Below are 25068 nucleotides of genomic sequence, written 5' to 3'. Positions count from 1 at the left end.
ACCGGCGCAAGGCAGGCTCGGCATGGTGGACATTGGATTGACGCGCGCGGGCGGCAGGCTAGGGTCCGGCGCAACTGCTCGAAAGGACCTTTGCCCCATGTCGCTTGCCCACGGCCGCCACCACCTCGCCATCCCCGGACCGTCGGTCATGCCCGACGCCGTGCTGCGGGCGATGCACCGGGCGGCGCCCAACATCTATGACGGGGAGCTGATCGAGCTGACGCATTCGCTGATCCCGGACCTCAGGAAGGTGGCGCGCACCGAAGGCGACGTCGCGATCTACATCGGTAACGGCCACGCGGCGTGGGAGGCCGCACTTGCCAATGTGCTGGCGCCCGGCGATGCTGTGCTGGTGCCAGCGACAGGCCGGTTCGGGATCGGCTGGGGAGAGATCGCGGACGGGCTGGGTGCCGAGGTGCAGCTTTTGGACTTCGGCAAGCGCAGCCCGATGGACATGGACGCCATCGCGGAGGCTCTGCGCGCGGACATAGACCACAAGATCAAGGCGGTTTTGGCGGTGCACGTGGACACGGCGACCTCGATCAAGAACGACATCGCGGCCTTGCGCCGGGTGCTGGACGAGGCCGGGCACCCCGCGCTCCTGATGGCCGACTGCATCGCTTCGCTCGCCTGCGACCGGTTCGAGATGGACGCCTGGGGCGCCGATATCATGGTCACCGGCTGCCAGAAGGGTCTGATGGTGCCGCCGGGGCTGGCGTTCGTGTTCTTCAACGAGAAGGCCGCGCGTGTGCAGGAGGGCCTGCCACGCGTGTCGCGTTACTGGGACTGGCGTCCGCGCGCGAACCCCGAGATGTTCTACCAGTTCTTTTGCGGCACCGCGCCGACGCACCACCTACACGGCCTGCGCGTCGCGCTCGACATGCTCATGGACGAAGGCATGGAGCACGTCTGGCAGCGCCACGAGACCTGCGCGCGGGCCATCTGGGCGGCGTGTGAAGCCTGGGGGCAGGGCGGTCCTCTGGAGCTGAACGTGGCGGACCCGGCGTTCCGGTCCTGCGCGGTGACCGCTCTGCGGCTCGGGGAAGACCGCGCAACGCGGCTGCGCAAATGGACCGAGTATGAGGCCGGCGTGACGCTTGGGATTGGGCTTGGGATGGCCGAGCCGGGGGACCCGGCGTGGCACGGCTTTTTCCGGCTCGGGCACATGGGCCACCTGAGCGCCGGGATGGTGATGGGCATGCTCGGGGCTGTGGATGCCGGGCTGAAGGCGTGTGAGATAGAGCATGGGCCGGGGGCGCTGGAGGCGGCCTCTGCCGTTCTGTCCAACGGCTAGCCGCACATCGACGGGCCGCGGTGCGTCGATCCAACCTAAGTTCTAAACACCTTTATAGTTGCCAAGCTCGGACGACCTCGAAGCGAGGCGCTGATCTAGACGTATCGACGTGCCGTGCGGGCGGCCCGTCGATGTGCGGCGGCTACGCCTTGATTCCGCACGGGAGAGAAGAACCGTGATGTCCATGAGACCCTTAGGCCCGCCGCCGTTGCACCCAGCTGATCAGCTTGTCGAGGACATACCCCGTCGCCATCACTGCCCAGAGGCCGATCATCACCCAGATGGTGAAGAACACCCAGAGCAGGTTGAAAAAGCCCATCACCAGACAGGCGTTTGTGTAGTTCGGAGCTTCGCGCAACGGTCCTCTCATACGCAGAGGTTAGCGCCAAAAAGCTTGATTGCACGTTAAAATTTTCGGGAGCTTCAGGTGGAGCGCGCGTCCGCCAGTGCCGGGCCGAGGGCGGCTTTGAAATGCGCGAGGTCTTCGGGCCGTCCGGCGCTGACGCGGATGCAGCGGTCCTGCGGCGCGACGAAGGGCATGCGGGCAAAAACGCCGCGCGACACGAGGCCGGCGAGCACCTTGCGCGCAAAGTCGCCCTCCGCGCCGCAGTCGACGGCGACGAAGTTGGTGGCCGACGGAAGCGCGCGCAGCCCATGACGGGCGGCGATGGCGCCGATCTCGTCCCGGGCGGTTGCCACATCGGCGCGGACCTTGTCCATCCAGCCTTGATCGCCAAGCGCCGCCAGCGCTCCGGCCTGCGCGATGCGGTTCACGCCGAAATGGTTGCGCACCTTGTCAAAGCTCTGCACCAGCTCGGGCGCGCCAATCGCATAGCCGACGCGCGCGCCGGCCATGCCGTAGGCCTTGGAAAAGGTGCGCATGCGGACAAGGCGCGGGTCGGTGGTGTCGAGCGGCGGGATCGCTTGCGTCGGCGCGAAATCGGCGTAAGCCTCGTCGAGGCAGAGAAGGCACCCTTCCGGTAGGGCGGCCAGCATCGCGGTGATGCGCTTTGCCGGCAGCCAGGTTCCCATCGGGTTGTCGGGGTTGGCGAGGTAGACCAGCTTGGCCTTGTGCTCGATCGCCGCCGCGACAAGCGCGTCGGGGTCTTCGTGATCGTCTCTATAGGGCACCTTGACCAGCTGCCCGCCGAACCCCGCGACGTGGTAGTTGAAGGTCGGATAGGCGCCGTCAGACGTCACCACCGTGTCGCCGGGCGCGATCAGCAGACGCACGAGCACGCCGAGGAGGCCGTCGATCCCTTCGCCCACCGTGAGCGCGTCCGGCGTGATGCCGTGGTGCGCGGCCAGCGCCTCCTTGAGATCGAAGTTCGTCGGATCGCCGTACATCCACGCCTCTGCCGCGGCCGCCTGCATCGCGGCAATCGCGCGGGGGGAAGGGCCGAAGACCGACTCGTTTGCGCCAAGGCGCGCGTCAAAGCGCCGGCCTTGCGCGCGCTCCTGCGCCTCGGGACCAACGAAGGGGACGGAGGCCGGCAGGCTCTGGGCGAGTTCGGTATAGCGCGGATGGGTCATGGCCAGAGGGGTATCAAACGCCGGGCATTGCGCAAGGGGGTGCAATCGCGGCGGCGCCCCCTATATGCAAGTCATTCGCAACTGGAGGGCCAAATGGACCGTCGCTCCTTTCTCATCCTGTCAGCCGGGGCCGTCGCCGGGCGGACGCTTGCGCCGGTGCTGCCGAAGCTGGCGCAGCGCCGTGTGCTGACGCTGGTCTATGGCAAATCCATTGGCGCGATGCGCGCGATCGACAAGGTCGTGCCGTAGGGTCTGGCTGGCGTGTGGGCGTCTGGCCTGTAAGGTGGGCACTGCCGCAAAGGAGCGCCCATGAGCACCGACACCCCCGCCCGCGTTACCACCGAGGTCACCGATCACGTCGCGCATGTGACGCTGACGCGTCCGGACAAGATGAACGCCTTTGATCGCGAGATGATCGTCCAGCTGATCGCGGCAGGTCATGCCTTGCGCGAGCGCGATGACGTGCGGGCGGTTGTGCTTTCGGGCGCGGGCAAGTGCTTCTCCGCGGGGCTCGACGTCGCGAGCTTTGCGGCGCTCGCGCAGAGCGACCCGGAGGCGTTGATGCTGCCACGCACGAACGGGCTCACCAACGACTTTCAGGAGGTTGCGTTGGTCTGGCACCACTTGCCGGTCCCGGTGATCGCGGCGCTGCACGGCACCTGCTTTGGTGCAGGGCTTCAGGTGGCGCTCGGCGCGGACATCCGCATCGCGGCGCCGGGCACGAAGATGTCGGTGATGGAGATGCGCTGGGGCCTCGTGCCGGACATGGGCGGGATGGTGCGCCTGCCGCATCTGGTTCCGAGCGATGTGATGCGGCGGCTGGTCTACACGGCGGAGGTGTTCACTTCGGAGGACGCGCTGGGTTGGGCTCTGGTGACGGAGCTTGCAGAGGACCCCTCGTCCCGCGCCATGGCGCTCGCCTCGGAGATCGCGGCCAAGTCCCCAAAGGCGATCCGCGCCGCCAAGCGCCTGATGGCGGTCTCGGAAAGCGAGGCGGAGGCGGAGGTCCTGATGGCGGAAAGCCGGGAGCAGGCCGCCCTGATCGGCGGGCCCGAGCAGATGGAAGCGGTGATGGCCAACATGCAAAAGCGCGCGCCAAAGTTCTGAGGGGCAGGCATGCGCCGCGCCCTTGACCCGCGCGCCCGATCGGCGCAGACCTGAGGGAACGAGCAAAAGACGCGTCCCAACGAGGAAGCCATGGCCTCACAGCCCACCCCCTTTGCCCGCTTCGAGTGGATGATCGCCTGGCGCTATCTGCGCGCCAAACGCGCCGAAGGCGGTGTAAGCACGATGACGTGGATCTCGCTCATCGGGATCACGCTGGCGGTCTTTGCGCTGATCGCGACGCTGGCGGTGCGGTCGGGCTTTCGGGCGGAGTTCGTGGACACGATCCTCGGCGCGAACGCGCACGTCACGGTCTACCACCAGCAACGCGTGACCGAAGCTGGGCAGATCACCCGCACCATCGACGATTACGAAGCGATTGCCGCCGACCTGCGCGGCGTCGAGGGCGTCACGCGCGTCGCGCCGCTGGTCAAGGGGCAGGTGATGGCCACCACGCCCGACGGCAACGCGGGCGTCGAGGTGTTCGGCATCTCGCCGGAAAACCTGATGACCATCCCGCGCGTGGCGGACCCGGAGGCGGCCACGGGCGACATCGGTCTTTTTGGCGGGGAGAGCATCGCGATCGGCTCGGGCGTGGCACGGCTGCTTGGCGTCACGGCGGGCGACAGGATACGGCTGATCTCGCCCAACGGGGCGCGCACGGCCTTTGGCACTTCGCCCCGGGTCAAGGCCTACGAGGTCGTCTATGTCTTTACCGCCGGGCGCTACGACATCGACCGCACGCGGGTCTACATGCCGTTTGCCGAGGCGCAGAGCTATTTCAACCGCGAGGGCGCGGCGGACGAGTTCGAGGTCATGGTCGCAGAGCCCGAGCGGGTGGACGCCATGGCGCTCGACCTGCTGCGAGCGGGTGGTCAGCAGTCGCTCCTGTGGACCTGGCGCGATGCGTCGGGGGGCTTTCTGAGGGCGCTCGAGATCGAGGACAACGTGATGTTCGTGATCCTGTCGATCCTCGTGCTGATCGCCGCGATGAACATCGTCTCGGGCCTGATCATGCTGGTCAAGAACAAGGGCCGCGACATCGGGATCCTGCGCACGATGGGGCTGACGGAGGGGTCGATCCTGCGGGTCTTCTTCATCTGCGGGGCGTTTACCGGGCTGATTGGCACGGCGCTGGGTGTGATCCTGGGTTGTCTTTTCGCGATCTACATCGATCCGATCTTTTCCTTTGTGAACTTCGTGATGGGCGGTGGGGTCTGGGATCCGTCGATCCGCGGCATCTATGCGCTGCCGGCGCGGCTCGAGCTCGGGGATGTGCTGAGCGCGGTGGGCCTGTCGCTGACGCTGAGTTTCATCGTGACGATCTTTCCCGCGCGCCGGGCGGCGCGGATGAACCCGGTGGAGGCCCTGCGCTATGAGTGACGCGCCTGCGCTGAGCCTCGTTGGTGTCGAAAAGGCGTACAACCACGGCGCGCCGAACGAAGTCGCCGTGCTGCGCGGGGCGGATCTCGACGTTGCACAAGGCGAAGTCGTGGCGCTGGTCGCGCCGTCGGGGGCCGGCAAGTCGACGCTGCTGCATATCGCGGGGCTGCTCGATGTGGCCGATGCCGGGTCGGTGCGCGTGTCGGGGCACGAGACGACGGGGCTGAGCGACAGGCGCCGCACGATGATGCGCCGGCGCGATGTAGGCTTTGTCTACCAGTTCCATCACCTGCTGCCCGAGTTCACCGCGCGCGAGAACATCGTCCTGCCGCAGTTGGCCAATGGTGTGGCGGGAGTGGAGGCAGAGGCCCGGGCGGATGGTCTTTTGTCCTCGGTCGGGGTGGGCCAGCGGGCGGGGCACCGGCCTGCGGCCATGTCGGGCGGCGAGCAGCAGCGCGTGGCGTTCTGCCGGGCGCTTGCGAACAGCCCGCGACTGCTTTTAGCGGATGAGCCGACGGGCAACCTCGATCCCGCCACGTCGGATCAAGTGTTCGACATGCTCTTGCAACTGGTGCGCGACACGGGCCTCTCGGCGCTGATCGCCACGCACAACCTCGGCCTTGCCGCGCGCATGGACAGGCAGGTGCGGCTGGAGGACGGCGTCGTCCGGGCCATGTGATGCGCGCGGTTTGACAGCTGCGGGCGGCGCGGTCGCGCGGAAACCTACCGGATTTTGGTCCAATTCACGTCAAACTTGCCGATTATCCCCGCTGCGGAAACGCAGGCGGCGGGAAGAGGGCGCGCTCATGTTTGGCGAAGGGTTGATCTGGTTGGCGGCCTTGCTGGGTCTGGCGGTGTTCGGCGCGGGTTTGGTCTCGGACGGAGACGGGGGCAGCGACGACGACCGGGACGAAGGTTTGGTCGAGGACGACATGGAGATCGCGTCCGCAGACGGCGCGATGCTCGATATTGGCGAGATGACCGGTGGGGAACTGAGTGCTGGCGCCAGCGGTGGGTCGGAAGACGTGGGAGCTGGAACGGCTGACACTGCGGTTGCGGATGATCCGATTGCCGGGCCTGTGGAGGATGACGCGGGTCGTGATGATTTGGAGGCCGATGGCTCTGAAGAAGATGGCGATCAAGTCGAACTGAGCGAGGATGACTTCCGCGGTGATGTGGACCTTGTGCCGGACATGGAAGTGCCGGACATGGACGATGAGGATATGGTCGACGAGGAGGCGGATGATGCGGACGGCGGTGATGGCGACGAAGACGCTGATGACGACGCCGCCTCCCTTCCAGACACCGGCATCGACCCGAACAGCTCCGACGACCAGGTCTATGTCGGCAACAACGGGTTTACCGACAGCGTTCAAGGCGGCTTTGGCAACGACATCCTGACCGGGCTTGGCGGTGACGACGCGCTGGATGGTGGCGCAGGCAATGACGAGCTTTTTGGCGGCGACGGCATGGACCGGCTGGGCGGGGACGCGGGTGCCGATACGCTCTTGGGTGGCGCGGGCGAGGACATCGCGGACGGCGGGCCCGGTGCGGATGCGGTCGATGGCGGCACCGGCAGCGACACGCTGGATGGCGGCGCAGGCGCCGACACGGTCACTGGCGGCTCGGGCGAGGACGTGTTGAGCGGCGGGACAGGCCGCGCCGACGACGGCGCGGGCGACGTGCTTTTTGGCGATGCGGGTGACGACACGCTCTTTGCCGGGGCGGAAGACACGGTCACGGGCGGCTCGGGCGCGGACACGTTCAACGTAATCGGCACGACGGTCATCACCGATTTCAACGCCCAGGAGGACATGCTGGTCCTGCGCTACGGCACGGACGATGTGCCGACACTGACCGAGCAGTCGAGCTCGGAGGATGGCATCGCTTTGGTGTTCTCGAACGGGCAAAGCGTGCTGCTCGAGGGGCTCAGCGGCACCTTCGATGCCGATCAGATCATGTTCGTGCAGCAGACCGGCCCATAGCGCTTGACGCCGCGCGCGCGCTGGTGACCCTTGCCGGGCAGCAGGGGAGGTGCGCGATGGTTGAGGTGCGGGTTGAGACGATCGAGGACGTGGCGCGGCAGGCGCTCGTCCGGCATGGCGCGTCCGGGGAGGCGGCGGCGCTCGTTGCGCGCGCGGTGGCGGAGGCGGAGAGCTTTGGCAACCGGATTTGCGGGCTCTATTACCTCGAGAGCTATTGCGTGCAGCTGCGCACGGGCCGGGTGAACGGCACCGTCACGCCCGAGGTGACCCGCCCGCGGCCGGGCATTGTGGCGGTGGATGCCAAGTTCGGGTTTGCGCAGGTCGCCTTTGCCGCCGGACTGCCGGAGGCGCTGGAGGCGGCGCGCAGCCAGGGGATCGCGAGCCTCGCGGTCGGTCACGCGCACACCTGCACGGCGCTTGGCCACTTTACCCGGCAGATCGCCGAGGCCGGGCTGATGGCGTTTGGCGCCACCAATGCCACGCCCATCGTGGCGGCGCCGGGCGGCAAACGCCGCGTGATCGGCACCAACCCGATGGCGTTTTCCGTACCGGACGGGCAGGGCGGCTGCGCGCTGCATCTCGACCAGTCGACAAGCGCCGTGGCGCTCGGGCGGATAACGATGGCGGCTGCCGCGGGCGAGGCCATCCCCGAGGGCTGGGCTGTCGACGCCGAAGGCCAGCCGACCACCGATCCGAACGCGGCTCTTAAAGGCGCGCTTGTCTCCTCTGGCGGGGCCAAGGGGTGGGGGATCGGGCTCATGGTCGAGCTGATGGCGGCGGGCCTGACGGGCAGCCGTCTCAGCGTCGATGTCGCGCCGCTCAAGGCGCCGGAGGGGCCGCCCCACGACCTTGGCCAGTACTACATCCTGATCGATCCGGGCACGGCGCCGGAGTTTGCAGGCCGCCTCGCGCAGCTCGCCGGTGTCATTGGTGAAGACCCGGGCACGCGGATGCCGGGGCAGGGCCAGTCGCCCGCCGCACAGGTGGACGTCCCCGATGCCCTCTGGGCGCAGGCCGAGGGTCTGGCACACGGCTGACGGCACGGGCGAGCCACACCCTTTGAGGCGAACGCTATGTCCCAGGACATGGACGCTTGACTTGCACGCCCGCCTTGCCCTTACGTAACCGCACGAGTTGTATTTCGTAGACGCGTTGCCCCCCGACACTTTTGGAGACCTTCCCATGCGCCAATTCCGCGCCCCAGCCCTTTTTTGCGCTGCGAGCCTCGCCTTTGCTGCGTGCCAGAGCACCGAGACGGCAAGCTCGAGCCAGACCCCCAAGCCGGCTTCCGGCCCGGCGGTCCCCGTGGCGCAGCCGGCCTCGGAGCCGATCACCGTCAGCGAGCGGACCAAGACCAAACGCTCGACCGAGCGGACCTCGGGTGGGGGCGTACGCACGACCGAGACGACCACGTCGAGCTCGGTTTCGGTCAATCCCGCCGGTCTAGTCAACGTCCTGCTCGGCGGCAGCGCTGCGCCTGCGACCGTGACGCCCGCCGAAATGGCTGGAAACTGGACGCTGGTGCAGCCGGACGGCAAGAGCTGCCGGGTCACGCTGCGCACGTTTGGCAGCACGGCGGGGGGGCAGTTCGTCAAGATGGGCTGTTTTCACGAGGACGCCTTTGACGCCCTGCGCTGGGAGCTGCGCCCAGGCCAGATCGTGCTCTCGAGCGCGTCGAACCAGCCGGTCGCGACGCTGTCGCTTGCGGGCAAGAATAGCGCGAGTGGCGCGGGGATGACGCTCTTTCGGTAGGGGTCAGGCGAAGGTTGGCGAGCCTACACCCGATACACCCGAAACAGAAGTTCACGCGCCGTCCCGCGGGGTGGCGCAATCGCGCCGCCCCATGGGGGCGGGTCGGCGCGGCCTGACAGTGCCTGTCAGGCGGGAGCTTTAATGTGAGCGAATGCGTAGTAGGTCATGGGTCTCTAGCTCAGCCCTGCTGCGTTAGCCAAACCCCGACGGCCATCAGCCCGATCCCGCCCGCGCGGGCGGGGCTGATCGGCGAGACCGCCGCGCCAAAGAGGCCGAACTGGTCGATCAGCGCGGCGGAGATGAGCTGCCCCAAGAGCACAAAGAACACAGCGTTGCCCACCCCGAACCGCGGCGCCACATAGGTGATCGAGAGCACGTAGAACGCGATCAGCGCGCCGGCAAGCAAGAGGTGTTTCGGTGCGTCGACAACCCCCGCCACGGCACGAGGCCCCGTCACCAGCATCACCGCCGCAGCCACGCTGAGCGCCACCACAAAGAGCACGAACGCCGCCGCCCAGGGCGAGCCGATGCGCACGCCAAGCGCGGCATTCAAAGCGGCCAGCATCGGGATCCCGATCCCCGCCACCAGCATCACCGCGGCATAGCCCAGTGAAGGTCCGCCCATCCCGTCTCCTCCCTCAGATCGACAGCGCCAGCACGCGGCTGATCTCGATCAGCGAGCGCCCCGACTCGTCGCGCCAAGTGTTGAACGCGCCCTGCACCTCGGCCATCGCGCGTTTGGAGGTTGGCGCCTTGTCGATCACGCCCTCAGCGACGAGGCGCGCGATGACGTCCCGCGACAGGATGTACCCGTCCCGCGCCAGGAACCGCAGCGCATACTGCCCGGTCGAGCCGCCGAGCCGCGCGCCCTTGCGCTTGAGCACGTCGAGCAGTCCGGCAAAATCCTCCGAAGGCCAGCCGCCGATCACCGAGCCAACGCCGCCGCCCTCACGCATGTCCGCGATGAGACGCGCGTTGTCCTGCACCGCGCGGATCTTGGCCGGGTAGCGCACGACGCGCGTGTCGGCGCACAGCTCTTCGAACCACGGCTCGGGCATGAAGGCGCAGGCGTCCACGTCGAACCTCTGGAAGGCGGCCTCGAAGCCTTCCCACTTGGCCTCGATCACCTTCCAGTTGAAGCCCGCCTGAAAGACCGACTTGGTGAACTGCGCCAGCCAGCGGTCTTCGGGGCGTGCGGCCAGCGCCTCGGGCGGTGCCGGACCGTTGCCGATCCGGGCGGGCAGGGCGTCGCCGTGCCGTCCTTCGGCGATGGCATAAATCTCTTCGAACGACCGCATCGGCACTCCTTGACCTTCGACGGCACCGTGACAGACCCGCCGCGCTTTTCAAGCCTTGCCGGACCGCGTTAAACTACGGCTTTGGACCCAAAGGACTTTGCCCCCCGTGATACGCACGCTCCTTCTGACGCTGCTCCTGCTTTTGCCCACAGCCGGCACGGCGCAAGACACCGGCCAGCCCACCGGCACCATCGCGATGGAAAGCAGCGCGGACACCGACGCCGCCATGGCGACGCGCATCCGCGGCATCCTGACCGAGCTCGAGGGCTATGGCGACGTCACCGTGACCGTCACCTCCGGCATCGTCACGCTGCGCGGCACTACGCTCGACGCGGGCAAGGCGACCGCGCTCACCGGGCTCGTCAGCCGCCTAGAAGGCGTCGTCGCGATCGAGAACGAGGTGGCCGAAAGCACCGACGTCGCCGAGCGCCTCGACCCCGCCATCGACCGCTTCCTCAAGCGCGCCGAGCAGTTGGTGGCGTTCCTGCCGCTCCTCAGCATCGCGCTCTTCGCCTTTGCGCTTGTGGTGCTCGCCGGCTTCTGGATCGCGCGCTGGCGCCAACCCTGGGAACGCCTCGCGCCAAACGCCTTTATCGCGGAGATCTACCGCACGGTGATCCGCCTCGGCTTTGTCGTCGGCGGGCTGGTCGTCGCGCTCGACATCCTCAACGCCAGCGCGCTCTTGTCGACCATCCTCGGCGCCGCCGGCATCATCGGTCTGGCCATCGGTTTCGCGGTCAAGGACACCGTGGAGAACTTCATCGCCTCTATCATGCTCTCGATCCGCCAGCCCTTTCGCCCCAACGACACCGTCGAGATCGAGAGGGACATCGGCAAGGTCATCCGCCTGACGAGCCGCGCCACGATCCTGCTGAGTTTCGACGGCAACCACATCCGCATCCCCAACGCGACCGTCTTCAAAAGCCGGATCGTCAACTACACCCGCAACACCGAGCGGCGCTTCCTCTTTGACCTCGGGATCGCGCCCGAGGCGGATCTCGCGTTGGCCAAGGACACCGCGCTCGCAACGCTCCAGGGTCTGCCGTTCGTGCTGCAAACGCCGGCCGCGGCCACCTGGCTCGAGACGGTCGGCGACAGTACCGTGACCTTGCGCGCGGTGGCCTGGATCGACCAGCACGAGACCAGCTTTGTGAAGGCGCGCAGCGAGGCGATCCGCCTGACCATGGCCGCGCTCACCCATGCCGGGATCGAGATGCCCGAGCCGACCTACCGGCTCAAGACCGGCGCGGCGCTGCTTCCCGACACGGACGCCGAACCGCCCCGCCGCGCCGCGCCTGCGCCGCCCACGCATGTCACCGACGTCGATGCCTCGATGGACGAGGACCTCGACCGCATCATCGAGGACGAGCGCGAAGCCTCCGTCCGCACCGACCTTCTCAAACCCGAAGGTCCCGAGGAATGACCCGGCTTTGCACGCACGGCGCCCGGACGCAGCGCCGCGGGACAGGGGTGATTTTTGTGCCGCAAAGGGCTTGATCCCGCCCCGCCCGCACAGTACATCGCGCAGCACGGTTGGGGTGTAGCCAAGTGGTAAGGCAACTGTTTTTGGTACAGTGTACCGTAGGTTCGAATCCTACCACCCCAGCCAAATCTTTAATTTAATTGAATTTTTTACTCTAAAACTAGAAAATCACCTTATCTTTACTCCATAGGCGCCGACACATCAGCAAACGGCGCCTCGATCATCAACACTTCAGCCCCCGAAATGGACGCATCAATGCGTGACTGCCCACCATGCCGGGCCTTGGCGCGGCGTTTTCTTTCTTGGCGTGCCATTGGCGTTTTGTGGTCAGCGAACAGCTCTTTGCGCCCGATGGCCTCGGCAAGCCGGTTGCAACGCTTGCAAATTCGCGCTCAGACGGCCGAATAGCGGAGTCTTGAAGATACGGCTTACCGTTCATGCGCCGGTGTGATCGACTTCAAAGAGCTCGGAGAACGTCTCTGAAGTCCGAAAACACTTTCAGGACTTATCAATACAAGGCGTATGCGCGGCATTGCGTCTTGGTCAACAATCGCTCGAAGAAATGCGAGCCGACCGCTGGACGATCCGTGACTGCGGGCCATGACTGAACCAAATGAGGCTCGAACCGCATTCCGAACGCGGCGCCGCTTGGGAGGTGTTCGTGCTATAGCCTTGAAACACTCGGCTCTCGAAAAGCTCCGCTACACCAGAATATCAGCCTCCAGCCCCGCAGTGCTTGTCAGCCCTACGAGCAGCACCGAAGCGCCGCTGCCGAACTCGATCAGCACGCCGTCCGCCGTGACCTCGGCGAGGCCGGCGATGTCGCTGGCCGTCAGTGTGCCTGCCCGTGCCGCGCCGAACATCAGGCTGTCCACGCCCAGCTCGTAGTCGGCGATCCGGTGGGTGCCAGAACCCACAGCGCTGCGGAACTCGAACGTGTCCGCCCCCGCGCCGCCGTTGATCGTGTCGCTGCCGGTGTCTTCCTCCGGTCCGCCGTCGCGGTAGAGGTCCGCGCCCTGGCCGAGCATCACCCGGTCGTCGCCGGCGCCGCCAATCACCGTGTCCGCGCCCGTGCCGGAGATCAGCCGGTCGTCGCCTTCGTTCCCCTCGATATAGTCGGCATCCGCGCCGCCGATCACGAGGTCGTCCCCGATCTGGCCATGGAGGCGGTTCTCGCCGCCGCCGGCGCGGATCGTGTCGTCGCCAACGCCGCCAAGCACAAAATCGCTTTCGAACCGCCCGGTGGCCTTGTCTCCCAGATAGGTGTCGTTGCCGACGCCGAGGATCACGTTGTCCGAGCCGGTGCCTCCCACCACGACGTCATCGCCGCCACCAGCCTCGAGGGTGTCGTCGCCCGCGCCGCCGTAGAGCGTGTCGTTGCCGAGGCGGCCGCGCACGACATCGTGGCCGGCACCGCCAAAGGCCAGGTCGTCGCCTGCAAACGCGAAGATGGAATCGTCGCCGCCGTTGCCGTAGATCGTGTCCGCATCCATGATATTGGCGTTCAGGGCTTCGGAGTAGATGTCATCGCCATTGCCCAGCTCGACGTAGTCTGCGCCGCGCCCGCCCTGGGCGCTGTCCGCGCCATTGCCACCAAGGAGCGTGTCCGCGCCGTTCCCGCCAAGCAGCGTATCGTCGTTGCCCTGGCCCTCGAGCAGGTCCGCGCCGGCATTGCCCCGCAGCTCGTCATCGCCTTGGCCACCTTTGAGCGTGTCGGTCCCGTCGTTGCCTTCGCCGGTGTCGTTGCCCGCGCCACCCTCGACGAGGTCATGGCCATGGCCGCCGGTCATCACGTCACCGCCATTGCCGCCTTCGAGCGTGTCGTCGCCCGAGTCTCCCGTTAGCCGGTCGGCTTTCAGGCCACCTCGCAGCAGGTCGTCGGCGCCACCCCCTTCGAGGAAATCGACGCCGTCCCCGCCAATCAGCGTGTCAAACCCGCCATCGCCGAATATGCGGTCACTGCCGCCCTGACCGAGGAGCAAGTCGTCACCGAACCATCCCACCACGGTGTCGCTTTGAGAGCCGCCGAACACGGTGTCGTCTCCCCAACCGCCAACAAGGGAATCGTCGCCCGAACCCCCGAACAGCAGATCGTCGGATAGCTGGCCGGTCACCGTGTCTTCGCCGGCTCCGCCTCGGATTGTATCGCTATCGTCCCCGCCGTAGATTTCGTCGTCGCCACCCGCGCCAATGATCAGATCATTTCCAGCATCGCCGATGACAACTTCATCCGCGTCCGTGCCGCGAAACGTGTCATTGCCGTCGAGAAGCAGATAGGATTTGTCCTGGCCAATGCCGATCAAATCATCGTCCCCCTCGGTGGGGATCGGCGCGTTGCCCAGCGTCGCGATGCCCGAGACGGACGTGCCGAGGCCCACGTCAAAGCCCTGATCGACGCTGTAAGACGCATCGAGCAGGCGCAACTGGAACGTCTCAGGCGCCTCGTTGGTCAGGTCGGACACGGTTTCTATGACCACGTTTTGAACGCGCTGCCCCGGCGCGAAGGTGATCGAGCCCGTATAATCCGCCGGGGTGGCGAGGTCTTCTGCCGTAAAGCCATCACCCACGGGGATCAGGGTGTAGCTGACGTTCAGTTCGGTCAGGCGGCCCCCCTGGCGTACGATGCTGAACATGGCGTCACTGCCCTCGATCACGCTCTGTTCGTGGGTGGCGACGTAGACGCTGTCGTCGACGACCGTCTCGCGGCTCCAGTCGGTCACGCCGCGATTGTGCTGTCCGTCGGAGCCGGCTCTGCCAGCGTCGCCAGCCTCTCCGTTCTCGCCATCCGGCTTGGGAGGTGGCGTAACCAGGAGCGCTCCGGGATCACCATATTCCCCGCTTTGCCCACCGATGCCGCCGATTCCGCCCAATCCGCCGCTCGCGCCTTGGCCATACGTGGTCATGGAGCCGGAGATGGCGATGGGTGTCTCGACGTCGGTTGTTTGGAACTGCGTGCGCCCGTCGAGAGAGACACCGACAACTGTGTTGCCTCCATCGCCGCCGTTGCCACCGTCCCCGCCATGGCCACCATCACCGCCTTGGCCGCCTGCGCCGACATTGCTGCTGAATGGAGGTGCGTCACGCCCATCGGCTCCGTCCGCGCCGTTGCCGCCGTTGCCTCCATCCGCGCCGATCTGGCCCCAGGCCGCGACGGCGGTGCTGTCCACAAAGGCGACGTCGCGCAGAGTGATCTCGCCGCGTGCATCCACGCCGACGATTGCATCAAAGCCGTCCGTTCCGTCAGCGCCATCGCCGCCGCTGCCACCCGCGGGACCGGGCCGCCCATCGCCGTTGCTCAGCCGCGTGTCTGCATCGGGAGGTGAATAGCCGGCGCCACCAAAGCCGGAATTGATGCCCTCGCTTGTGAGATAATCTTCATTGGCGACACCGACGGTGTTGTTGGCGAACTCCACGCCATTGAGCGTCAGGCTCGCCTCGGAGTAAATGAGTGACGCCGCATCAAGGCGCTCGCCAGGGATGTAGCCGTCCGCACCGTCGCGCTGATCAAAGGCTGACTGACCATCATTGCCGGGCTCGCCACGAATGTAGTCCCCGGCAAGGTTGACGATGTCGACGAAGTCGATGTCCTGAAATACGACCGCGCCTTCGCCAAGGACTTCGATGGCCGCGCGACCACCGGTTTCACCGGTGATGAACACGTCGGCCACGCCGTCACCGTTGCTGTCGCCGTCTATCGTGACGGTTTGCCCAGCTGACGTCATGATATCGAGGCCAAAGATCGTCATGTCGGCCACACGGACGTCCGGTGCGAATTTGATCGTGTGGCTCAGGCCGGAGGCGTTCACGGCTTCTATGGCCTCGGTCAGCGTGATGTCGCTGTCTGTGGCTCCATATCGTTCGTTCGTTGTCACTGTGATGACGGTCATGCCCACATCCCTCAAAATCCAAAGCTGCGCGGAAATATTGGTGCGCTGGCATCATAGTGCCGTAGGCGGGCGGGGAGGGGAAGGCAGGAAATCCCGACCGTGGCCGTGTCGGCGGATCGCACCAAAAAGGCGGCACCCGGGGGTGCCGCCTGGAACTTGTGACCAACCGTCTCGCGGGTACGCGCGAGGGGCACTGGTACCGAACGGAGGGCTTACATGCCTTGCGAGACCGCAAAGCTGGAGATGTCGGCGGTGCCGAGGTCCGAGAGCAGCGTCGCCGCGCCCGAAGTCACGTCGATGGCGTAGAGGCCGGCGGTCTCTTCCCCGTCGATCTGCAGGACCGCGTAGGCCGCATCGGTGCCTTCCTCGGGGGAGACGATGTCGAACCCGCCGACCGGCAGCACGTCGACCGCTTCACCGTCCACGGTGATCAGGCCCACCGTCTCGAGCGTGCCGGCGTTGTTGGCGAGGCTCGCCAGCGCGTTGGCGCGTGCGTCGAGCACGTACTGGAACGTCCCGCTCGCCTTGGCGCCGTTGATGGCGTTGGTGTAGGCGTTGGCAAAGATCAGCGGCTCGGCGCCTTCAGAGTTGTCCCCTTCGGCGTAGAACATGTCGGTAAACTTGCGCACCGAGTTGGCGCGCTCGTCGCCGAAGTTCGACGGGAAGTAGACGAGGTTCTCACCCGTGGACGAGACCGCGCGCACGGCGTCGATGGCGTTGTTGAAGTCGAACGCAACGACCGAGCCTTCGGGAATCATCGCGTCGTCCATGAACATCGCGCCGGCGTCGGCGGTCGCGCCCGACATCGTGTCGATGGTGACGATGGCGCCGTCGGCATAGCCGATCAGCTCGCCTGTGACCGGACGCCACGCGATCGAGCGGACGGGGGTCGAAAGCGTCATGGTGCGCGCCTCTTCGGGGGCGGCGATGCTGTCCATGACGGTCAGCATGGTGCCGTCGCCCGACAGTGCGTAGCCCTTGGTGCCGGCGTGTCCATCCGCCAGCGCGGGCGCGGCGAGAAGGGCGAGGGTCGAGGTGAGGGCTGTCATACGAAACATGAGGTTTCCTTTTAGTCTAAGTAGGTTAGAGCGTTAACGTCCGCTGCCGCCGAACCGTTGCAAGGCACGTTTCAACAAAATCGTGAAGCGCGCCTTACGTGCGGAACGTCTGGCTGACGCCGTTGAGGCAGTGCCGGTCGCCGGTTGGCGGTGGGCCGTCGTCGAAGATGTGACCGAGGTGCGAGCCGCAGCGGCGGCAGTGGACCTCGGTCCGCGTCGCAAAGAGCGAGTTGTCCGCCTTGGTGCCGATGGCGCCGGGCAGGCTTTGCCAGAAGCTGGGCCAGCCGGTGCCGCTGTCGTATTTGTGCGCCGAGCTGTAGAGCGGCAGGTCGCACCCCTTGCAGTGATACGTGTCTTTGCGCGTCTCGGCGTCGAGCGGGCTGGAGAACGCGGTTTCCGTCGCCTCCTCCCGCATGACGGCGTATTCCACATCGGTCAGCATCGCCCGCCATTCGGCCTCGGTCCGGGTGATCTCGAAATTGCTGTTCGCCGCCCGTAGCATTGTGGCGGAGCTGGCGAGGAGACCGGAAAGGAACAAACGGCGTTTCATGGCATGTCCTGACGATAGGGGGACGCCCCCCGCCAAGGGCGAGGGGCCGGGGGGTGCGGGGCGCCTTACTTGGGCACGAGCACCTTGTTGACCACGTGGATCACGCCGTTCGACTGGTCGACGTCTGCCACGGTGACTTTGCCCGCGTTGCCGCTTTCGTCGAAGATGTAGACGTTGCCGCCCACGACCTTGGCCGAGAGGGCGTCGCCCGAAACGGCGTTGAAGTGGTAGAACCCATCCGGGCTCGATTTGGCGGCGGCGATGATGTCGGCGGCGGACCAGTCACCGGCGACCACGTGCGCGGTCAGGACCTTTTGCAGCATCTCCTTGTTTTCCGGCTCGAGCAGCGTCTCGACCGTGCCGGCGGGCAGCGCGGCAAAGGCGTCATCGACAGGGGCAAAGACGGTGAACGGACCTTCGCCTTGCAGCGTCTCGACGAGATCGGCAGCCTGCACGGCGGCGACCAGCGTGGTGTGGATCGGCGAGTTGACGGCGTTCTCGATGATGTTGCGCTCGACGAGCATCGGCGCGCCGCCAACGGTCGGGTTCATGGCAAAGGTGGCGGTGGCCAGGGCGATTGCGGTGGCGGTGCCTGCGGCGAGAGACTTGAACGTCATTTTGGTACTCCTGATACTGGTGGCCGGTTTGGCCGAACGATGCAGGAGGCACGAGCGCGGGCTGGGTGAAGTTTCACACTTCGTAAACTTTTTCAGGCCAATCTTCAGGCCATTCAGGTTTTTCGTGTTTAAAGTCAGTGCCTTAGGCGTCCGTCACTTCCCCCACCGCGAGCACGCTGCCGGTCGGAGCGCCGGTCGGGGAGCCACCTGGCGGCTCGTCGCTGACCGCCAGAACGCCGCCTGCCAGCTGCGCGGCGAGGCGGTCGCTCACCTCCAGGCGGGTGGCGGAATCGGCGCTCAGCACGCCCAGCGACACCGGCGCCGCGGCGCCTTCGGCGATCAGCCACAGCTCGAGCACCCGGCCGGGCGGAGCGTCCCCCGCGGCGCGGATGATCTCGAGCGCGCGTTGATCGGCAAAGTAGCTGGCTGCGATGGCCAGCGTGCCGTCTTCGGCCATGATCTGCGCCGTCAGGGTGGGAGTGGCGGGAGGTCCTTGAAGAATGGGCGGGGCGAAGACCATCGCGCCGAGGGCGATGGCCGCCGCCACGGTGCCACCGGCCAGCCACTGCCAGAGCGGCCTGCGCGCCTTGGCGGGCGTGCCGAAGAGCGCTGCGTCGACCTTGGCCTTGAGCTGGCGCGGCGGCGTCTCGGGCGGCACTTCATCGGCCATCACCACCAGCGCGTCGGTCCAGTCGCGCACGAGATCGCGCAGGGCCGGCTCGCTGCGCAGGCGCGCCTCGAACGCTGTGCGCTCGGCGTCCGGCATCAGGCTGAGGACGTATTCCCCGGCCAGCGCGGCGTCGGTCTCGTGATCGTCCTGGTCGCTCATCGGCTCAGGCAGTCCTTCAGTTTCAGCAGGCTGCGTCGCAGCCAGGTCCGCATCGTGTTGAGCGGGACATCGTAGCGTGCCGCCAGCTCCTTGTAGCTGTCGCCGTCGAGGTAGGCGCGGCGCACGGCCTCGGACCGGTCCGCGTCGAGCTCCTCCATGCAGGCCGCCAGCTTGCGTCGTTCGGAGGCGGCAATCGCCTGCCCCTCGGGTCCGGGGCCTCCGTCCGGCAGCGCCTGCGCCTCGTCGATGTCGAGCGTCACCGTCTTGCGCGCCCGCAGGCGGTCGATGGCCGTGTTGCGCGCCAGCGTGATCAGCCAGGTCATCGGGCTGTAGCCGTTCGCCTTGTAGAGCCCGGCCTTGTGCCAGACCTTGATGTAAACCTCCTGCAACGTGTCTTCGGCCTCGGCGCGATTGTTCAAGACACGCAGGCACACGCCGAATAGTTTCGCCGAGGTCGCGTCATAGACGAACTGGAACGCGGCCCGGTCGCCGAGGCTGATCCGCGCAATGGCGTCTTCGATGTCGTCCGGTGTCGTCACGTTGCCGCCCATCGGGCGCCTGCGCCCTGACCTCGTCCTGTGGGTGACACTGTGGCACGCGGGGCGCAAAGGCCAGCCCAAAGTGGCGGGCTTGGGTAAAGGGCGGCGTGCGCGCGGCGCTTGGCGGGGCAGGGGTTTGCGCGCTAGGCTGGGTCTCGCGCAGCCGGAGACTTTGCGACATGAGCCGACCCGACACCCAGACCGGCAAGGTCATCATCACCTGCGCCCTGACCGGGGCGATCCACACACCCTCGATGTCGCCGCATCTGCCGGTGACGCCGGACGAGATCGTCGCGGAGGCGCTGGCCGCCACGGAGGCGGGCGCGGCCGTCCTGCATCTGCACGCGCGCAATCCCGAGGATGGGCGCCCCGACCAGACGCCCGAGGGCTTTGCCCCGTTCCTGCCGCGGATCAAGCAGGGCTGCGATGCGGCGCTCAACATCACCACGGGCGGCTCGCCTTACATGAGCGTCGCCGAGCGTGTCGCGCCGGCGGCCACGTTCCAGCCGGAGCTCGCCTCGCTCAACATGGGCTCGATGAACTTTGGCCTCTACCCCATGCTGAACCGCTATACCGAGTTTCGGCACGACTGGGAGCGGGCGCATCTCGAAGGCTCGCGCGACCTGGTGTTCCGAAACTCGTTCCAGGACATCGAGTACGTGCTCGAGACCTGCTACGGCAACGGCACCCGGTTCGAGTTCGAGTGCTATGACATCTCGCATCTCTACAACCTTGCGCATTTTGCCGAACGCGGACTCGTCAAACCGCCGTTCTTTGTGCAGTCGGTCTTTGGCCTTCTGGGCGGGATCGGGGCGCATGCCGAGGACGTGCTGCATATGAAGCGGACGGCGGACCGGCTCTTTGGGGCGGACCTGCGGTGGTCGGTGCTGGGGGCAGGCGCAAACCAGTTCCGTGTCGCGGCGCAGGCAGCGACGCTGGGCGGCAACGTGCGTGTGGGGCTCGAGGACAGCCTCTGGGCGGGCCGGGGGGAGCTCGCCACCTCGAACGCGGTGCAGGTCGCCAAGGTGCGCGCGCTGGTCGAGGGGCTTGGCCTCGAGATCGCGACCCCGGACGAGGCGCGGGTGATCCTCGGCCTCAAGGGCGGGGATCAGGTCGCGTTTTGAGATATGGTGGCGACGTCTAATCTGACGCAGTCGAAACAGAAGCTCACGCGCCGACCCGCGGGGTGGCGCAATCGCGCCGCCCCAGGGGGGCGGGTCGGCGCGGCCTGACAGTGCCTGTCAGGCAAGAGCTTTAAATTGAGCCTGTGTTTAGAAGGTTTAGAGCCGCTTGCTTAAGCGCGCCAGCTGATCCGAAAGGGTGTTGCCGTCAAAAGATGTTCCACAGCATGACCACCGCCATCCCAATCATCATCAGGTTCTCGGTCAGGCTGACAAAGCCGAGCGGCACGTTGGAATTGCCGCCCACGCAGGCGCATTTGAGCGTGCGACGGTCGATGTAGACGGCCTTGAACACGCTCACGGCGCCGATGGAGGCGACGATGAGCGCGGCGGGGGCGGAGAGCCAGGTCAGGAGCATCCCGGTCATCAGGATGCCGGCGCCGGTCTCCACGAACGGGTAGACATAGGCGTAGGGCACCCAGCGGCGCGCCAAGAGGTCGTAGTTGAGGAACATCGTGGTGAACCCCTCGATGTCGCGCAGCTTTTGCATGCCGAGCAGGATCATCGAGACGGAGATGAACCAGCCGAGCGTCTGCCAGGTGATCGCGCCGAGAAACCCGATGGAGAGCGCGACGGCCGTCAGCGCCGCCACGGCAAAGAGGAAAATCACAGGCGTGTAAGTCGTCCGGGACGGATCCCAGCCGGTCAGCTTTTTGCGCAGGTCGGTGTAGCCGCCGACACGGGTGCCGTCGATCCAGGCTTGCGGCGTCGTCTTGACGCCATGCGCGGCCTTGAACGCGTCGACCTCGGCGCGGGTGCGAAAGAGCCGGTCATCCACGATGTAGCCCTGCCGCTCGAGCAGCCAGCGCGCCTTCTGGCCCGAGGGACAGAGGTGATCGGGCAGCGCCATGCGGTAGAGCACTGCGGTCTTGCCAATCGCCGCCTTGGCGGGGTCGGTCGAGACATCGGATGCGTCGCGGGTGTCTTTCGGCACAAGTCCCTCCATCGTCGCTGGCTCCGCCGCAGCGCGGCGCGGGCGTGTCACTGGGGATATGCCGTCGCAGGTGGTGCCTGACAAGGGGTGCGGCGATCTAGGTCATTTGACGCCCTGCCGTTCTAAAGCGCCGTCTCTTTCAAAGCGCTGTCTCGCGGCGCGAGAAAACGCAATCAGCTGTTGCAGACACTGCACGAGCTGGCATGCACGTCGGTGATTGTCGTCTCGCGCAGGCGCTGCACCAAGCTCGCCTCGACTTCCTCGAGCACTTGGGCGACGCGCTCCTGCAGGCCGGTCTCGACGCTGCACTGCGAGGTCTCGATCTCGCCGCTGGCGCCGGCCACCAGCCGCTCGTCCAGCGCCTGGTAGACATCGGCCAGCGTGATCCCCGATGCCGGGCGTGCCAGACGCCAGCCGCCCGCGTGGCCCTTGTCGGAGCGCAGAAGCCCGGCCTCGCGCAGCTTGCCCAGCACCCGGCGCACGACCACCGGGTTGGTGCCGGCGTGGCTGGCGATATCGGCGGAGGTGCGCACGCGGTCCGGCTCGCCTGCCATGTGGCTGAGCGTGTGCAGGGCAAGCGACAGGCGGCTGTTGCGCTTCATGGGTTGGCTCCTCCACGCGGGCCATTTGGCAGCCCGCCTATTACCATCACTCACATCGTAACACTTGCGGTTGCATTTGTCTCGCAACTCGATAGGTTACGTGGCGCGCAACATGGGGATGGAGCTGCACCATGACAGACACACGACTTCCCGTCACCGTCCTTTCGGGCTTTCTCGGAGCGGGCAAGACGACCTTGCTCAACCGCGTGCTCAACAACCGCGAGGGGCGGCGGGTGGCGGTGATCGTCAACGACATGTCCGAGGTCAACATCGACGCAGGTCTCGTGCGCGCCGACACCGAGCTGAGCCGCACGGACGAGACGCTGGTCGAGATGTCGAACGGCTGCATCTGCTGCACCCTGCGGGACGATCTGCTGGACGAAGTGCGCCGCCTCGCCGGCGAGGGCCGGTTCGATTACCTGTTGATCGAAAGCACGGGGATCTCCGAGCCACTGCCGGTCGCGGCGACCTTCGATTTCCGCGACGAGCTCGGCGACAGCCTGTCGGACGTCGCACGGCTCGACACGATGGTCACGGTGGTGGACGCGGTCAACCTGCTCAAGGATTTCTCCAGCCACGACTTTCTCAAGGACCGGGGCGAGTCCCTGGGCGAGGAGGACACGCGCACGCTCGTGCACCTTTTGACCGACCAGATGGAGTTCGCCGACGTGGTGATCCTGAACAAGGTCGGCGATGCTGCGCCAGAGCAGGTTGATGCCGCGCGCAAGATCATCCGCAGCCTCAACGCCGATGCCGAGATCATCGAGACGAACCATTCGCAGGTCGCCGCCGACAAGATCCTCGACACAGGGCTCTTTGATTTCGACGCCGCGCACGAGCATCCGATGTGGGCCAAGGAGCTTTATGGCTTTGCCGATCACGTGCCGGAGACCGAAGAATACGGCGTCACGTCCCATGTCTACCGCGCCCGCGCGCCCTTTGTGCCAGAGAAGATCCTGGCGGTGCTCAACGGCGAGATGCCCGGCGTGATCCGGGCCAAGGGCCACTTCTGGCTGGCCACGCGCCCTGAATGGGTGGCCGAATTCTCGCTCGCAGGGGCGCTCTCGAGCATCCAGCCGATCGGCACCTGGTGGGCGTCCGTCCCAGAGGAGCGCTGGCCCGACCACGACAGCGCGCGCGACTACATGCGCCAGCACTGGCAGGAGCCGTGGGGCGACCGCCGGCAGGAGCTTGTCTTTATCGGCGCGGGCATCGACTGGCCCGCGCTCAAGGCCAAGCTCGACGCGTGCCTTGTCCCCGAAGAGCTGGCGTCCGGGCCCGATCAGCTGCCGCTCGATCTCTCCGATCCGTTTCCGGGATGGCGCCGGGCGGAGGCCGCCGCGTGAATGCGCTGGCAGGCAAGACCGCGCCGCAGCCGGCCGGGACTTACGTGGTAGACACGCCCGACGCCATGGACGACTTCTGTGCCGCCGATTGCGCAGCGCTGGTGTGTCGCGCGACATGCCGGCGGACGTGCTGGGCTGGCTCGACGCCTTGGCGCCCGAACACCTGCCGCACGGACGGATGGTTGCCTCGGTCGCGGGTATCGCCCGCGCAGCAGAAGCGCTGTGTGACGCAGCCCGGATGCCCGCCATGCCCGAGCGCGCCTGGCTGATCGGGGACATCGCCTCCCTCGCCGAGCGTTTTGCCGACATGATGGAGGCGCGCCAGCTGCGCCTGCGGCTCGAGGCGGTCACCACCAATGCCTGCCGCAAGTTCCACCGCGACGCGATCACCGCGCGGCTGGTCTGCACCTACCGCGGGACGGGCACCCAATACGGCACCGCGCACGCGGGCGGCGATCCACAAGAAATTCTGACCGTGCCGACGGGCGCGCCGATCCTGATGCGCGGCTCCCTCTGGCGGCCCGAGCCCGACGCCGGCCTCCTGCACCGCTCGCCTCCGATCGAGGGCAGCGGAGAGACGCGCCTGCTGCTCGTCCTCGATCCGCTTTCCGGCGACGACGCGACGTTTGATCACGCGCCCTGACCACGCAGCTCAACCCCGCCAGTCGAGCACGACCTTCCCGGACTGCCCCGACCGCATCGCCGCAAAGCCGGCCTCGAACTCCGAGGCAGCCAGCCGATGAGTGATGACGCGGCTCACGTCGAGGCCGTTCTGCAGCATCGCGATCATCTTGTACCAGGTCTCGAACATTTCGCGGCCATAAACGCCCTTGATCGTGATCGCCTTGAAGACGATGCGCGACCAGTCGACGGGGGAGTGCCCGAGCGGGATGCCAAGCAGAGCGATCTTGCCACCCATCACCAGCGCCTCGACCATCTGGTCGAGCGCCTGCTGGCTCCCGGACATCTCGAGCCCGACGTCAAACCCCTGGCTCAGACCCAGCTTGGCGATGACGTCCCGCAGCTCTTCGGTGGCGACGTTGACGGCGCGGGCGGTTGGCACGACGTGGCGCGCCAGCTCCAGCCGGCCCTCGTTGATGTCGGTGATGACCACGTTGCGCGCGCCGGCGTGCCGGGCGACGGCGGCAGCCATGATCCCGATCGGGCCCGCGCCGGTGATCAGCACGTCCTCCCCCAAAAGGTCAAAGCTGAGCGCGGTGTGCACGGCGTTGCCGAGCGGGTCGAGGATCGCGCCGATCTCGTCGGGGATGTCATCGGGCAGTGGCACCACGTTGAACGCCGGCAGCGCGAGGTATTCGGCAAAGGCGCCCTGCGTGTTGACCCCGATCCCGCGCGTGCCGGGGTCGAGGTGGAACTTTCCCGCGCGGCTCTGCCGGCTTTGCGTGCCGATCAGGTGCCCTTCGCCCGAGCAGCGCTGCCCGATGCGGAGCCCTGTCACGTCGCGTCCGATCTCAACGATCTCGCCGGCAAATTCGTGCCCGGTGATCATCGGCGTCGGCACCGTGTGCGCCGCCCAGTCGTCCCAGTTCCAGATGTGCACGTCGGTGCCGCAGATGCCGGTGGTGTTGACGCGGATCAGGACTTCGTCCGGGGCGATCTCGGGGACGGGCGCCTCGACCATCCAGAGCCCCTCGCGGGGCGCGGATTTCTCGAGCGCCTTCATCGTGTTGCG

At 66.7% G+C, this 25068-nt stretch carries 25 protein-coding genes and 1 tRNA gene; 13 read left to right on the top strand and 13 right to left on the bottom strand.

What is annotated here, in order from left to right; genetic code table 11:
* Nucleotides 1-97 precede the first annotated feature (97 nt).
* A complete protein-coding gene (locus ACU0B3_RS14410; protein ID WP_446261563.1) occupies nucleotides 98-1294 on the top strand; it encodes a pyridoxal-phosphate-dependent aminotransferase family protein in 1197 nt (398 codons plus the stop codon).
* A gap of 193 nt (nucleotides 1295-1487) precedes the next feature.
* Here the strand turns inward: ACU0B3_RS14410 and ACU0B3_RS14405 are convergent, their stop codons facing one another.
* Nucleotides 1488-1664 carry a hypothetical protein gene (locus ACU0B3_RS14405; protein ID WP_446261562.1) on the bottom strand — a complete coding sequence of 59 codons (177 nt, stop codon included), beginning with the start codon at nucleotides 1662-1664 and terminating at the stop codon, nucleotides 1488-1490.
* Between the two features lie 53 nt (nucleotides 1665-1717).
* Nucleotides 1718-2827: a pyridoxal phosphate-dependent aminotransferase gene (locus tag ACU0B3_RS14400; RefSeq protein WP_446261561.1), complete on the bottom strand. Its 1110-nt coding sequence runs from the start codon at nucleotides 2825-2827 to the stop codon at nucleotides 1718-1720.
* Between the two features lie 93 nt (nucleotides 2828-2920).
* Here ACU0B3_RS14400 and ACU0B3_RS14395 point away from each other — a divergent pair, with 93 nt between their 5' ends.
* From ACU0B3_RS14395 to ACU0B3_RS14365, 7 genes are all read left to right on the top strand, one after another.
* Nucleotides 2921-3076 (top strand): Tat pathway signal protein, encoded by a 156-nt coding sequence (locus ACU0B3_RS14395; protein ID WP_446261560.1) that lies wholly within the window; start codon nucleotides 2921-2923, stop codon nucleotides 3074-3076.
* 60 nt (nucleotides 3077-3136) lie between these two features.
* Complete coding sequence (locus tag ACU0B3_RS14390; protein ID WP_446261559.1) at nucleotides 3137-3934, top strand: crotonase/enoyl-CoA hydratase family protein; 798 nt, start codon at nucleotides 3137-3139, stop codon at nucleotides 3932-3934.
* Nucleotides 3935-4024: 90 nt separating this feature from the next.
* Nucleotides 4025-5314 (top strand): lipoprotein-releasing ABC transporter permease subunit, encoded by a 1290-nt coding sequence (locus tag ACU0B3_RS14385; RefSeq protein ID WP_446261558.1) that lies wholly within the window; start codon nucleotides 4025-4027, stop codon nucleotides 5312-5314.
* Entirely contained in the window at nucleotides 5307-5993 is a 687-nt protein-coding gene (locus ACU0B3_RS14380) for an ABC transporter ATP-binding protein (RefSeq protein ID WP_446261557.1), read from the top strand. The genes ACU0B3_RS14385 and ACU0B3_RS14380 overlap by 8 nt, the downstream gene beginning before the upstream one ends.
* A 127-nt stretch (nucleotides 5994-6120) precedes the next feature.
* Nucleotides 6121-7299 carry a calcium-binding protein gene (locus ACU0B3_RS14375; protein ID WP_446261556.1) on the top strand — a complete coding sequence of 393 codons (1179 nt, stop codon included), beginning with the start codon at nucleotides 6121-6123 and terminating at the stop codon, nucleotides 7297-7299.
* A 56-nt stretch (nucleotides 7300-7355) separates the two neighbouring features.
* Nucleotides 7356-8336, top strand: a complete 981-nt coding sequence (locus tag ACU0B3_RS14370; RefSeq protein ID WP_446261555.1) for an Ldh family oxidoreductase — start codon at nucleotides 7356-7358, stop codon at nucleotides 8334-8336.
* A gap of 145 nt (nucleotides 8337-8481) precedes the next feature.
* On the top strand, nucleotides 8482-9051 hold the full coding sequence (locus ACU0B3_RS14365) for an AprI/Inh family metalloprotease inhibitor (protein ID WP_446261554.1): 570 nt from the start codon (nucleotides 8482-8484) through the stop codon (nucleotides 9049-9051).
* A gap of 178 nt (nucleotides 9052-9229) precedes the next feature.
* Here ACU0B3_RS14365 and ACU0B3_RS14360 read toward each other — a convergent pair whose 3' ends face one another.
* Nucleotides 9230-9676 (bottom strand): DMT family transporter, encoded by a 447-nt coding sequence (locus ACU0B3_RS14360; protein ID WP_446261553.1) that lies wholly within the window; start codon nucleotides 9674-9676, stop codon nucleotides 9230-9232.
* Between the two features lie 13 nt (nucleotides 9677-9689).
* Nucleotides 9690-10349, bottom strand: coding sequence for a DNA-3-methyladenine glycosylase I (locus tag ACU0B3_RS14355; protein WP_446261552.1), 660 nt, complete (start codon nucleotides 10347-10349; stop codon nucleotides 9690-9692).
* Between the two features lie 106 nt (nucleotides 10350-10455).
* Between ACU0B3_RS14355 and ACU0B3_RS14350 the strand changes: the two genes are divergently transcribed.
* Both ACU0B3_RS14350 and ACU0B3_RS14345 read left to right on the top strand, forming a co-directional pair.
* Nucleotides 10456-11772, top strand: coding sequence for a mechanosensitive ion channel domain-containing protein (locus ACU0B3_RS14350; RefSeq protein ID WP_446261551.1), 1317 nt, complete (start codon nucleotides 10456-10458; stop codon nucleotides 11770-11772).
* Between the two features lie 111 nt (nucleotides 11773-11883).
* A tRNA-Gln gene (locus tag ACU0B3_RS14345) sits at nucleotides 11884-11958 on the top strand.
* 575 nt (nucleotides 11959-12533) lie between these two features.
* On the opposite strand, the gene ACU0B3_RS14340 is transcribed toward ACU0B3_RS14345, so the two are convergent.
* The 6 genes from ACU0B3_RS14340 to ACU0B3_RS14315 all read right to left on the bottom strand — a co-directional run bounded on the left by ACU0B3_RS14340 (nucleotide 12534) and on the right by ACU0B3_RS14315 (nucleotide 19324).
* The gene (locus tag ACU0B3_RS14340) at nucleotides 12534-15719 is read right to left on the bottom strand and encodes a calcium-binding protein (RefSeq protein ID WP_446261550.1); all 3186 of its coding nucleotides are present in this window, start codon (nucleotides 15717-15719) and stop codon (nucleotides 12534-12536) included.
* A gap of 212 nt (nucleotides 15720-15931) precedes the next feature.
* Complete coding sequence (locus ACU0B3_RS14335) at nucleotides 15932-16777, bottom strand: DUF4394 domain-containing protein (RefSeq protein ID WP_446261549.1); 846 nt, start codon at nucleotides 16775-16777, stop codon at nucleotides 15932-15934.
* A 94-nt stretch (nucleotides 16778-16871) separates the two neighbouring features.
* Nucleotides 16872-17327 carry a peptide-methionine (R)-S-oxide reductase MsrB gene (msrB, locus tag ACU0B3_RS14330; RefSeq protein ID WP_446261548.1) on the bottom strand — a complete coding sequence of 152 codons (456 nt, stop codon included), beginning with the start codon at nucleotides 17325-17327 and terminating at the stop codon, nucleotides 16872-16874.
* Between the two features lie 65 nt (nucleotides 17328-17392).
* Nucleotides 17393-17944 (bottom strand): fasciclin domain-containing protein, encoded by a 552-nt coding sequence (locus ACU0B3_RS14325; protein WP_446261547.1) that lies wholly within the window; start codon nucleotides 17942-17944, stop codon nucleotides 17393-17395.
* 142 nt (nucleotides 17945-18086) lie between these two features.
* Entirely contained in the window at nucleotides 18087-18773 is a 687-nt protein-coding gene (locus tag ACU0B3_RS14320; RefSeq protein WP_446261546.1) for an anti-sigma factor, read from the bottom strand.
* The gene (locus ACU0B3_RS14315; protein ID WP_446261545.1) at nucleotides 18770-19324 is read right to left on the bottom strand and encodes a sigma-70 family RNA polymerase sigma factor; all 555 of its coding nucleotides are present in this window, start codon (nucleotides 19322-19324) and stop codon (nucleotides 18770-18772) included. The genes ACU0B3_RS14320 and ACU0B3_RS14315 overlap by 4 nt, the downstream gene beginning before the upstream one ends.
* A 167-nt stretch (nucleotides 19325-19491) precedes the next feature.
* Between ACU0B3_RS14315 and ACU0B3_RS14310 the strand changes: the two genes are divergently transcribed.
* Nucleotides 19492-20436, top strand: a complete 945-nt coding sequence (locus ACU0B3_RS14310; protein ID WP_446261544.1) for a 3-keto-5-aminohexanoate cleavage protein — start codon at nucleotides 19492-19494, stop codon at nucleotides 20434-20436.
* A gap of 205 nt (nucleotides 20437-20641) precedes the next feature.
* Here ACU0B3_RS14310 and ACU0B3_RS14305 read toward each other — a convergent pair whose 3' ends face one another.
* Both ACU0B3_RS14305 and ACU0B3_RS14300 read right to left on the bottom strand, forming a co-directional pair.
* Nucleotides 20642-21439, bottom strand: coding sequence for a MauE/DoxX family redox-associated membrane protein (locus tag ACU0B3_RS14305; protein WP_446261543.1), 798 nt, complete (start codon nucleotides 21437-21439; stop codon nucleotides 20642-20644).
* Nucleotides 21440-21600: 161 nt separating this feature from the next.
* Nucleotides 21601-22029 carry an Rrf2 family transcriptional regulator gene (locus ACU0B3_RS14300; RefSeq protein WP_446261542.1) on the bottom strand — a complete coding sequence of 143 codons (429 nt, stop codon included), beginning with the start codon at nucleotides 22027-22029 and terminating at the stop codon, nucleotides 21601-21603.
* A 131-nt stretch (nucleotides 22030-22160) separates the two neighbouring features.
* On the opposite strand from ACU0B3_RS14300, the gene ACU0B3_RS14295 reads away from it, so the two are divergent.
* Both ACU0B3_RS14295 and ACU0B3_RS14290 read left to right on the top strand, forming a co-directional pair.
* Complete coding sequence (locus ACU0B3_RS14295) at nucleotides 22161-23375, top strand: GTP-binding protein (protein WP_446261541.1); 1215 nt, start codon at nucleotides 22161-22163, stop codon at nucleotides 23373-23375.
* A gap of 115 nt (nucleotides 23376-23490) precedes the next feature.
* Entirely contained in the window at nucleotides 23491-24018 is a 528-nt protein-coding gene (locus ACU0B3_RS14290) for a DUF1826 domain-containing protein (protein ID WP_446261540.1), read from the top strand.
* A gap of 9 nt (nucleotides 24019-24027) precedes the next feature.
* Here ACU0B3_RS14290 and tdh read toward each other — a convergent pair whose 3' ends face one another.
* Complete coding sequence (gene tdh, locus ACU0B3_RS14285) at nucleotides 24028-25059, bottom strand: L-threonine 3-dehydrogenase (protein ID WP_446261868.1); 1032 nt, start codon at nucleotides 25057-25059, stop codon at nucleotides 24028-24030.
* Between the last annotated feature and the right edge of the window lie 9 nt (nucleotides 25060-25068).

The sequence above is a fragment of the Pseudaestuariivita sp. genome, from assembly GCF_052825805.1.
Note: the sequence above shows the minus strand (reverse complement) of the source record. Positions and strands in the feature narration are given on the sequence as shown.